General features: G+C 41.9%; 9 protein-coding genes. 5 read left to right on the plus strand and 4 right to left on the minus strand.

What is annotated here, in order from left to right:
- Nucleotides 1-20 precede the first annotated feature (20 nt).
- Together VB836_RS25165 and VB836_RS25170 are read left to right on the plus strand one after the other, a co-directional pair.
- On the plus strand, nt 21-1,592 hold the full coding sequence (locus VB836_RS25165) for a hypothetical protein (RefSeq protein ID WP_323223603.1): 1,572 nt from the start codon (nt 21-23) through the stop codon (nt 1,590-1,592).
- Nucleotides 1,593-1,701: 109 nt separating this feature from the next.
- A complete protein-coding gene (locus VB836_RS25170) occupies nt 1,702-2,202 on the plus strand; it encodes a 2TM domain-containing protein (protein ID WP_323223604.1) in 501 nt (166 codons plus the stop codon).
- A 133-nt stretch (nt 2,203-2,335) separates the two neighbouring features.
- Here the strand turns inward: VB836_RS25170 and VB836_RS25175 are convergent, their stop codons facing one another.
- Nucleotides 2,336-3,523 carry a class I SAM-dependent methyltransferase gene (locus tag VB836_RS25175; protein WP_323223606.1) on the minus strand — a complete coding sequence of 396 codons (1,188 nt, stop codon included), beginning with the start codon at nt 3,521-3,523 and terminating at the stop codon, nt 2,336-2,338.
- A gap of 316 nt (nt 3,524-3,839) precedes the next feature.
- On the opposite strand from VB836_RS25175, the gene VB836_RS25180 reads away from it, so the two are divergent.
- The 3 genes from VB836_RS25180 (at nt 3,840) to VB836_RS25190 (ending at nt 6,773) form a co-directional block, all read left to right on the plus strand.
- Nucleotides 3,840-5,123: a M16 family metallopeptidase gene (locus tag VB836_RS25180; protein ID WP_046280102.1), complete on the plus strand. Its 1,284-nt coding sequence runs from the start codon at nt 3,840-3,842 to the stop codon at nt 5,121-5,123.
- Between the two features lie 58 nt (nt 5,124-5,181).
- A complete protein-coding gene (locus tag VB836_RS25185) occupies nt 5,182-5,820 on the plus strand; it encodes a peptidoglycan-binding domain-containing protein (protein ID WP_323223609.1) in 639 nt (212 codons plus the stop codon).
- 641 nt (nt 5,821-6,461) lie between these two features.
- A complete protein-coding gene (locus VB836_RS25190; RefSeq protein WP_323223611.1) occupies nt 6,462-6,773 on the plus strand; it encodes a hypothetical protein in 312 nt (103 codons plus the stop codon).
- Nucleotides 6,774-6,839: 66 nt separating this feature from the next.
- Here the strand turns inward: VB836_RS25190 and VB836_RS25195 are convergent, their stop codons facing one another.
- The 3 genes from VB836_RS25195 to VB836_RS25205 all read right to left on the minus strand — a co-directional run bounded on the left by VB836_RS25195 (nt 6,840) and on the right by VB836_RS25205 (nt 9,983).
- On the minus strand, nt 6,840-8,357 hold the full coding sequence (locus VB836_RS25195; protein WP_323223612.1) for a haloacid dehalogenase-like hydrolase: 1,518 nt from the start codon (nt 8,355-8,357) through the stop codon (nt 6,840-6,842).
- A 321-nt stretch (nt 8,358-8,678) separates the two neighbouring features.
- Nucleotides 8,679-9,530 carry a peptidoglycan recognition protein family protein gene (locus VB836_RS25200; RefSeq protein WP_323223614.1) on the minus strand — a complete coding sequence of 284 codons (852 nt, stop codon included), beginning with the start codon at nt 9,528-9,530 and terminating at the stop codon, nt 8,679-8,681.
- Nucleotides 9,531-9,779: 249 nt separating this feature from the next.
- Nucleotides 9,780-9,983, minus strand: coding sequence for a hypothetical protein (locus VB836_RS25205; RefSeq protein WP_323223615.1), 204 nt, complete (start codon nt 9,981-9,983; stop codon nt 9,780-9,782).
- Nucleotides 9,984-10,271: the final 288 nt, after the last annotated feature.

The raw sequence follows: 10,271 nt of genomic DNA on the forward strand, positions 1-10,271 counted from the left end.
AGAATTGCACCCTTAAGTCGATGAACCTATCCAGACGAAAATTCCACAAATATTCAGCTCAATTTTTAATCAGTGCCTTGTTTCCGGGAACGTTTTTAAACTTTTTTCAACCCCGTTTAAAAGAACAGAATATCAGCAATGGCTTTAATAAAATTGTCAGTTATTTGCAAGCCGAAACCGATTTATTAGTTCCGACTTTTTTGGGGAATCCTCAGAGACGATTTTATGGTCGAGGGGTTCCTGAAGGCTTGAATATTATCCATAAATTTCCCCTGGGAACCGGAGTAACTTATGTTGGGAGTACCCGAAAAGTTTGGAGTGGGGCTGGTTGGACAGGACAACCCACAATTACACGCGATCAAGGTAAAATCTATTTAGTTATTGGTGCCTATGATCATCATTTAAGAAAGATAGATTTTGAAACAAACGAAGAAATTTGGAAATATAAATTTGATGATGTGATTAAAGGTTCTTCGAGTATTTATATTGATGAAACAGCAACCATAGACAATCAAATTGTGATTTTACAAGGCAGTCGAACAGGTAGACCCCGAAATGGAATTGCACCCAGTTTTCGAGCAATTTCTTTTAGAACGGGTCAAGAACTCTGGAAACTGAATATAAAAAAAACAGCTTCTTATAGCCAAGATAATGACAGTTCAGCATTATATCTCGGTGATGATATTATTTTTAATGCGGGAGAAAATAGCATCGGTTACTTCCTCAGCAGTTCGACAAAAGCCGCTCAAAAAAAATTAGGCTTTCGGCAACCAAAAATATTATCAGAAGTTCCACTGTATACTTCCTCAGACTCTCGACGACAAGGCGGAAATATTGTCAGTGAGTCTTCCCCTTCTCGCCTCGACAACCGCCTCTTTTTAGCTTCAGGTTCTGGACATATTTATGGAATTAGTTTAGATGAACGCAAAATTATCTGGGATTTTTACACGGGTTCAGATTTAGATGGTACAGCCGTTATCTCAAAATCTAATAGGCTTTTTTGTACGATTGAAAAAGAATTTATTCCCGGCCAAGGTGGTGTGATAAAACTCAATCCAGATAAACCACCTCAAGATAGCGTTGAATGGTTTTTACCCACCGGAAATACAAATTTAGCCAGTTGGAAAGGCGGAATTATTGGTTCTGTTGGCTTGAACGATGAATACAACCCGGATGGTTTTCCCGCTTTATTTGCTACAAATGCAATTGATGGCTATCTTTATATTGGTTCTCAGGATAAAATCACAGGCGAAAAAGTGAAAGGGCCGCTATTAAAACAAAGTTATCATACCCCTGTTATCGTCTTTAAACAAAGAATTGGCGGTTCAATTTCTACACCAATTTTTACCGATGGTTATAAATTAGTAACGGCTGGATATAATGGCGTTTATCTGTTTAATTTATATTGGGAAACCGCAAAACCCAACGACTCCAACGCTTTAGAAAATGCAGCAGGAGAATATTATCGCCTGAAAGTCGAACAAGTCGGACAGTTTAAACCCGGAATTTCCTTTGAGTCTACCCCGGTTGTCTGGGATGGCAAAATTATCATCTGTGGGCGAGATGGTTGGTTGTACACCTTGGGAGGTTAATATTATCCGCCCTTGACAGTCGAGAAATCCCCCCCCTAGCCGTTTCACAGTTCTCTGAAGGATTTGGTAATATTAAAATCAGGATAAGTTAGCCTATGGGAAACTCACGATGGAAACATCCGAAAACTCGATCACTCAACAAACTTATATTCAACAAGAAGCCCAGGAAATTCTCAAGATTGCTTTTGCTAAAAAAGATGAAGACGGAGAACTTTCTCGCTCTCAATTGATGGAAATTGCAGCAGAATTGGGCATTTCTCCCGGTGAATTAGCGCTGGCGGAACAAGAATGGCATCTTTCGAGACAAGACTCTCACGAAAAACTGATTTTTAATGCCCAACGTCATCAGAAATTGAGACAGGACTTAATGAAATTTGGAATTGTTAGTGCTTTTCTAATTTTACTCAATTTGGTGACAACACAGGGGATTTCCTTTGCGCTGTCAATTATGTTAATCTGGGGTTTATTCTTAGCGTTGAGTGCCTGGAGAACCTATCAAACCGAAGGGGAAGAATACGAGAAAGCATTTAGTCGATGGAAAATCAAAAAACAACTCGGACAGTCCTTTAATACCATTGCCGAGAAAGTTTTGAAAGGATGGCAGTCTTAATAACAGTGAACAGTGAACAGTCAACAGTGAACAGTAAACTGTAAACTGTAAAAGCTGGTCACTGTAAACTGTAAACTGTAAACTGTAAAAGCTGGTCACTGTAAACTGTTCACTGTTCACTGTAAACTGTCTCCTAAACGCCTGTTTCTAAGGTGCAGTTTAAACCCATATTTGCCAGCATTGTTTTAATTTCATCTTGATAAATCGGGTTCATCACAATCACAACATCCGGTTTATACTCAGACAAAAACTCCGGCGGAACAATTTTTTGTCCGGTTCCGGGAACATACATTCCTTGTTTGCGAGGATTAATATCAACAATATATTCAATGGGATTTTGCATTTTGAGGAAATTTAAAAAGGTCACACCCTTAGAACCTGCACCCCAAACCACAACCCGTTTCCCTTCTGCAACATAAGCTTTCAGTTTATTTTTCCAAGTCATAATTTTTTGATCAAATACAGTTTTAAATCGTTGAATCTCTTCAGCGAATTGTTGAATCTTTTCCGTTTGTTCTGCCGTTAACGTTGTTACGATTTCACCCGGATGCGCCTCAATACAGAGAAATTGTCCGTTAAAGTCCTCTTCAATATTATCGACCTCAAATCCACAACAGGAAAACGCATAAGTCATAGAAACAGGCGAAAAATAACCACAATGTTCGTAGATAATATCCCAAATTGACAAGCGTTCAAACGTATCTAAAGCATTGGGAACCTCAAAGAAAATCCACGGTTTCGTCTCTCCAATCGTGTGTTGAATTGATTTTAACAGTTGCATCGGTTGCGGAATATGTTCTAACGTATGCCGACAACAAATAAAATCGCCTTGATACTCAGCATAACGTTCCGAATAATAGTCTTGAATAAATTCAACTTTATCCTGTGCTTTTTGATGTTCTTCTAACGGAACATAACTGGGGTCAAAACCAATTCCTTTGTTATTTCCGAGTTCAGACAGTAAAATTAAAAATTCTCCTTTTCCACTGCCAATTTCGAGAATCGTTTTCTCCTGAAGATGATGACGTTCGATTAAACGGATTGCCAAAGATTTAGCATACTCTTGAAAACGAGGTGAAAAATCCAACGCATTTTCGTAGGATTGGGTATACTCTAAACGAGCCGGATCAAAAGCCACATTACTAATAAAACCACAGTGAGAACAAAACGCCAGATGCAGATCCCCTCGGTTACAATTTTGCGCGTCTTGTTGATCTGGCCACAGAAGATTGCAGAAAACTGGAACATCCGCCATCTCAAAAAATATATTCCATTCCGAAGACCCACACACTGGACAGGTCGATTGAGATATAGTATTCATAAGTACGAACCTCCAGGACAAATTTTGTAACTTTGATTAGATTGGCAATCGGCTGATATCGGTTGATTCATCGGCTTCAACCTTCTCAGCCTTGACCGGATAACAAAAAGGTCTGCGATCGCACCAACCTAGTCTAAGCTAGCAAGAGATTCAGTGAAAGCCTAATCGTATCGAGTATGACAACAGCTAAATCAAAATAATGATAGAGCCATGAAGGGGTATGTGGTGTAGATTTTTCAACCCTGAGTCTAACTGTATTCAAAAACAGACAGACCTACACCGAAATCACGTTATAACCAAGACCAACCGACAAACTGTGACTCAAACGTTAACTCAAACAACCTCAAGCCGGAACATCCATCGTACAGTTCTCAACAATGGCATTGTGGTTTTAGTAACCGAAAACCCAGCAGCAGACATTGTGGCGACTCGCATCTTTGTACGAACCGGAAGTTGCTGGGAAACCCGAAATCAAGCCGGACTGTCTCATCTGTTAGCCGCAGCCTTGACAAAAGGAACAGAAAATCAGTCTTCTTTAGAAATAGCCGAACGAGTTGAGTCTGTTGGCGCCCGTCTGAGTGCGGATACCTCAACCGACTATTTTTTGATCAGTCTCAAAACAGTCAGTGCAGACTTTGCGGATATTCTGAGTTTAGCCGGTCAACTGTTGCGATCGCCAACCTTTCCCCCAGAAGAAGTAGAATTAGAGCGACGGATCACCATTCAAGGAATTCGTTCTCAGCAGGAACAACCCTTTTCTGTCGCCTTTGATCACCTGCGCCAGATCATGTATCGGGATCATCCCTACGCTTTCTCAAGTTTAGGCACAGAAGAAACCATTTCTCAGGTGAGTCGTGAGGATATCGTCGCCTTTCACCAAACTTATTTTCGCCCCGATCAACTGATTATTTCCATCGCCGGGAATATTACCTTTGAACAAGCTCTAGAATTAGTCAATCAGATTTTTGGTGATTGGAAAACCGAGGAAAAACCCTTACCCCGATTAATTTTACCCACTCTAACTCCCAATCCTCAAGCCTCCGTTATTTCCCAAGAAACGCAACAATCTGTGATGATGTTAGGCTATCTCACCTGTTCGGTGAATAGTCCCGACTATGCGGTTTTGAAACTGCTCAACACCTATTTAGGAAATGGTCTGTCGAGTCGTCTGTTTGTCGAATTGCGGGAAAAGCGGGGTTTAGCCTATGATGTTTCTGCTTTTTATCCGACTCGTTTAGACTGCTCCCAATTTGTCGTTTACATGGGAACAGCACCGGAAAATACAGCGATCGCTATAGACAGTTTACGCTCAGAAGTCGAACGTTTGGTTAAAGTTCCTCTGACAGAAGCCGAATTACAAGTTGCCAAAAACAAACTTCTCGGTCAATATGCTCTCGGAAAACAAACCAACGCTCAACTTGCCCAAGTCTATGGCTGGTATGAAAGTTTAGGGTTAGGAATTGAGTTTGATACCCAATTTCAGGCTGATGTTTCAGCAGTAACCGCCGATGATGTTCATGCTGCGGCTGATCATTATTTTGTGATGGAACCCTATCTGTCTCTCGTTGGCCCGGAAACTGCGGTGCAAGCGTTCAACTGACCTGCTTCGTTTTAAGATTGAACCTGAATTCTTTCTTTTGGTGTGGAGGAATAGTGCTGTGCAGTTGCGGCAATACATTGACATTGTGTTGACTGGGTTGTTGATCAGTTTGACATCAGGGGGAGCAAGCCCCCAAGCTTTCCCTGTGATCGCTCAAACCCCTAACGTAAAATTAGTTCAACAAAACCTAACCCGTCCGGTTCTCAGAACAGGTAGCCAAGGGGTAGAAGTCTCGGAGTTACAAGCCGCTCTCAAGTTGCTCGGTTACTACACCGCAGAGGTGAATGGGGTTTATGGCGAAAGTACCGCCAAAGCCGTGTCTGAATTTCAAGCGGCGGCAAATTTGCCCGTTACAGGCGTGACGAACCAAGCCACATGGGATCGCCTATTTCCACCGGATGAGACCTCTTCAGCGCCAACCTCGCAGGCTACAGACTGTGTTTGTAATTCCCCTGCGGGTTCTGAGGAAAATTCATCAACCGCCAGAGCCAGTTTTCCGGTGTTGCGCTTGGGAATGCGGGGAGAAGCTGTGGTTGGACTACAAGAACGTTTGCGGGCTTTGGGGTTTCTCCGAGGTCAAGCCGATGGAGTTTTCGGCCCGGAAACCCAAGCGGCGGTTAAAGCGGCTCAGGAACAGTATAAACTCAAACCCGATGGAGTTGTGGGGGGTCAAACGTGGATTGTCATTTTGCGTTAAATGTTCCTGAATGTCTCAAGATGTTAAGCTATGTCAACTTTTTTAGAGAGGGGTTTTTCTCAGAGAAAAGCTATGCTAACTTATTAAATTAATAGGACACATTGAAAGCCCAACCGCTATTCAAAACTCCCCGATTAAAGTTGTGTCCCTCTGCTTTAATCAACTTCTGTACAACCCCTCTGGTTCACATCATCAGCCTATATCTTGTTGACGCTGTAGAGGGTAATTCGCCCCCCTAAAACTTCTCTAGATTCAACCCGTTATGAGTAGAGTTTGGGGTCAGTGTCATAATCAAAGTCTGTATCGACTTAAAATCAGGCCTGTTAGCCGAGATGGTTGTCAGTTGTGTAAACCCTAATTAATCTTCAACTAATTTGCCTCTATCTAACTTCCTTACAATCTGCTTGAGTCAACTTAGTAAAATTATCTTTAAGGTCTAGTAGCCTCCTACTAGGCCTTAAATTTTGGGTGAGGGGAATTTTTAGATTAAAATTTAACTGCTATAGCAGAGAAAGAGTTGATTAGGACACTGTTTTTCTGTCAAATCCTTTTATGATAAAGGTTTCAATTCTGTCTCCTGTCTCGGTGTCTCCTGATTTCTGCTATAGAAGATGTCAACTATTTAACTTGAGGGTTTAATCATGGCAAAAGGTTCTTTTGCAGCAATGCAAACCAGTAATACACAGCTAACGTTTTATTATGAAAATGGTCAAACAGAAACATTAAGCATTCCAATAGCTGCAAGTGATTTAGGACAACAGTTACAGCAGATGTTAAACCAACCTTGGTTAATCTTTCATCTGGCGGAACAAACAGTGATGATCTCCACCCAGAAAGTGATTAAAGTTGAAATTAAGCCAGCACTCACCCAACTGCAAGGAGAAGGCATTTTTCCCAATACACAGCGCGTCACAGCCCTACAACGAGGTGCGGCGGGTCGTTTGGGAGTTTAATCCTTAAATTACAGCCTGGGAGAAGCTGGAAAATGCTGCTAACCCCAGGCTAAAAAAATCGAAGATTTAAGGTTTGACTTCCCACCGATCCTGATGAATACAATGAGCTTGATTCAAAATGCTCAAAAGTTGAAGTCGTCCTCGATACAAACACCAGATAAAAATTACAAAAGCTTGTCCATTCCACAACACATGAACATCTCTTGTTCCCACTGCGATCGCCATCAACAGAAAGCTGAAAATCAAGCAACGAAGCAGTTCACCCGGAAGGTTTAACCAATCTTTGTGAGCGTAACGATAGGTCAAATAACAAATCCAACGGCTGAGAACTTGAGCAGAAAAAAGCAAAGTTCCGACTACGTTCGTTGGGGTCAGCAGTAAAAAGCCGAAGGTCTTGTAAGCCTGCAAAATCAGATACAGCCAGGTTCGCGTTTGCTTATCGATATAATTATACACCCAAAAACTGATTCGCACCAGCACCAGCAAAGCAATCCATAGCGTGACACTGATGACTTGTACAGTCATAGTATTCGTAAAATACTCTACGAAAAATTGACTTTGGATTGAGTTTAGCAAGAGCAACCCAGGAATTGCCAAAATTGCCGCCCAAATCCAAGGTTGCTGCCATTTCATCTCTCTTTTATAGATAGAGTAGGTATTGGAGAGGGTTGGGCTTTTTTCAAATTGTTCGGCGACTCGATCATTTTCGAGATAACCCACTTCATAAATACACCAAAACGACAGCAGGAAGAACAACAGCATACCAGCGTGTAAAACGGGTACTGGACTGATCCAGCTTGTTGCAAAAATCAGTACCAGCCAGTCGTCTGCCAGAATCACCCGCAGAAAGTATTTCTCACCGGGTCGTTTAATTCGTTCTAAGTAGAAAAATGGAATGTAAGTGTCTGACAAAGCAGGAACATATTCCGCTTCCGGCCAAGTCACTAGACAAGGTTCAGCAACAGCAGCAAGCAAAGGGTTATCGTTGGCAGAGTCTGTAATGGCGATCGCTTGGGCAACTTGCTCTTTACCCAATTGATCGGCGGCTAACTGATACTTTCCTTTGACCCGATCGGCACCCCCTCGCCAAAACCGACAAGCCACAGTTGCACCCACTTCTAAGGGAAGATGCTTAATCAACGGATAGACAATGGGGTTAAATCCCAAAGTGGCGATCGCAATTGCTGACTTGGGTTTTTGAGCCAGCATTTTAACTAGCTGTGAATTGCTATAGAGTTCAGCAAGTTTCTTGGCTTCTCCTTGCCAAAAAAAGACTGTCCAAGGAAAGATTAAGGTTGCAATCATAACTCGCAACCAGTCACGAGAGATTTCTCCTTTAAGGCTTCCTGGTAGAAAATTCCAAGGTTTGAGAACATCCAACAAAATCAGCAGTATAGCGCCTAAAATTCGAGGTTTTAGGGTATTCAAATACTCTTCTGTTGAGTTTCGCAGAAAAAGCGTTTCATCTAAATCGAGCAAAATTAAACAGTCTTCACCTAAAGTTTTAAGGCAATCTTCAACTTCAGAAGGTGAACGTTTAAATGGAGGTCTTTGCGGTTGTAATTCGGGTTTAACAACAGTCATTATTAATAAATAACCCCCCTAAAAAGTTAACTCAACATCTTAATGTTCTACCCTGATCAAATAGCAAACCCAACTCAAGCCCAACACCAAGCTTATTTCTCAGAGACTTGTAACACCCTGAGATTGATTCTCAGCCGATGAAAAAGAAACGGTCTGGCTTGAAAAATAGATAAAATCTTACACCCAATCTCAACGGCTATACAAATGTCAAAGCTATCATTTACCAGAAAGACTGAGAAGCTGATAATGCTGGCAAAACCAAGTTTTTTTTACAGCATATGTTTACTATACTTCCAATCAATAAAATTCGTCAAAAAAAATTTATTGATTGCGATAAGGGGCTTGACAGCCAATCACAATTTCTCGAGTTCGGGGATAGTTACGCAGCAATTGAAAGAATAACTGTTCGTCAAAACTACGCGGATCAGACCTTTCTCCCGAACGATCTACTGCTTTATGAGTGGTAATGCGATCATCCGGTAGGCCGGTTTGAGCGACTAACCAAGCCAAAGATTGATACTGCGCCATCGTGTATCCACTGTGAGATGAGCCACCATTTAGCCCATTCGGAGGCGTTTCTAAAGAAACATGATAAGCAAAATTATTCACAGAAGACGGTAACTTGGCATCAGTTTGCACCGCTTCTCCCTGAAATATAGAATTTCCCGCACCAAATGCTCTTAAGTCCGGCGGAACAATATAGACAACATCGCCGTTGAGCGTAATTAAAGTATGATAACTCGCTTGATCGTCTTCAGAGGTGTGATAGGTTTGGAAAAAATTAATCGTACTTTGAGCTGTGGCTGCCGTTTCGTGCAGCACGACAATCGGAGTATTCGTCACAGGTTTACCATTGACATCGTAGAGATATCGTTGTCCGTAGTTGCTGCGGTTGGCGAGGGCTTGATATTCTCTCGGCGCACCGACTGAACTCGGTTGAGCATAATTGCTTGCCGCCGAATTTTGCCAGTTCACAGGACGACGAAACCGATAGAGAGAAGCCGGAACTTCGACAACAGGCCCTAATTCTGGATTACCCGGGCGCTTCGCTTGGGGTCGGGTTCCACAGGTTTCCAGTAAGCCAATATTTTGATTGGCGAGTTCAACAGCAGGACGAGGAAATTCTTGAGCGATGACGCGATCATTTTGAGTCAGTGTAACGGTGGCAATCATCGTCACCAAGCACAAAAACAGTAGAATCAGGGGGGGTCGCGGGAGTTTCATAGAGAAGCGGAGCAAGCCATCCGTTAAATTTTCTTCAAAATCAGTTTAGCCCAAACTTTATTTCTTGTTAATGATTTGAGCGTTTAAAAATGGCGATCGCTGTTTTCGGGTTGCCTCTTCCCCTGTATCCCTATCCCCAAACCTGAAAACTATAGATGATTGATCTATATATTTCTTTTCCTCAAGTTTCCCACTCCCTCAAATCAAGGCAAAGATTGTAAAAACAACGACAAAGAAAGCCAAAATTCCACTTCCTGAATCATCCTCTTCTGGATAGTCTTCCTCTATGGGTTGAGAAAAGTCTAGTTCAAAATCACAGCTTAGACACTGATATAAATCGCTTTGGTACTGAATTAGGGTCTGCTTGTTACATTTAGGACATTCCATTAGTTCACTGCTCATTGCTTTTCTCCGGGTTTGAGATCCGCCTGTAGGGGGTTGATCTCTATATACATCTTGCCTTCTCTTAGTTATGCAGTTGGAGAATGTCATCTCCCCCTCGATTCTGTTAACAATTTATACCTGATTTTTCCTTTTTTGTTCCGGTTGATCAATTGATTGGGTTACCAAGAGAAGCAGGTTTAAAGCCCCGTCGTTCACGACGGATTATTTTATGCTAACATAAGTTTATCGTGGCTTGATGCCGATAATCTATGCTTGTGTATGAAATGAAGCTGCAAGGAACGCAAT

It is taken from the genome of Limnoraphis robusta BA-68 BA1 (assembly GCF_034932365.1).
Lineage (GTDB): Bacteria > Cyanobacteriota > Cyanobacteriia > Cyanobacteriales > Microcoleaceae > Capilliphycus > Capilliphycus robustus.

Bases quoted from the DNA above. Each gene is read 5' to 3' on its own strand.
- VB836_RS25165 (WP_323223603.1), top strand. From the start codon at position 21: ATGAACCTATCCAGACGAAAATTCCACAAATATTCAGCTCAATTTTTA.
- VB836_RS25170 (WP_323223604.1), top strand. From the start codon at position 1,702: ATGGAAACATCCGAAAACTCGATCACTCAACAAACTTATATTCAACAA.
- VB836_RS25175 (WP_323223606.1), bottom strand. From the start codon at position 3,523: ATGAATACTATATCTCAATCGACCTGTCCAGTGTGTGGGTCTTCGGAA.
- VB836_RS25190 (WP_323223611.1), top strand. From the start codon at position 6,462: ATGGCAAAAGGTTCTTTTGCAGCAATGCAAACCAGTAATACACAGCTA.
- VB836_RS25195 (WP_323223612.1), bottom strand. From the start codon at position 8,357: ATGACTGTTGTTAAACCCGAATTACAACCGCAAAGACCTCCATTTAAA.
- VB836_RS25200 (WP_323223614.1), bottom strand. From the start codon at position 9,530: ATGATTGCCACCGTTACACTGACTCAAAATGATCGCGTCATCGCTCAA.
- VB836_RS25205 (WP_323223615.1), bottom strand. From the start codon at position 9,983: ATGAGCAGTGAACTAATGGAATGTCCTAAATGTAACAAGCAGACCCTA.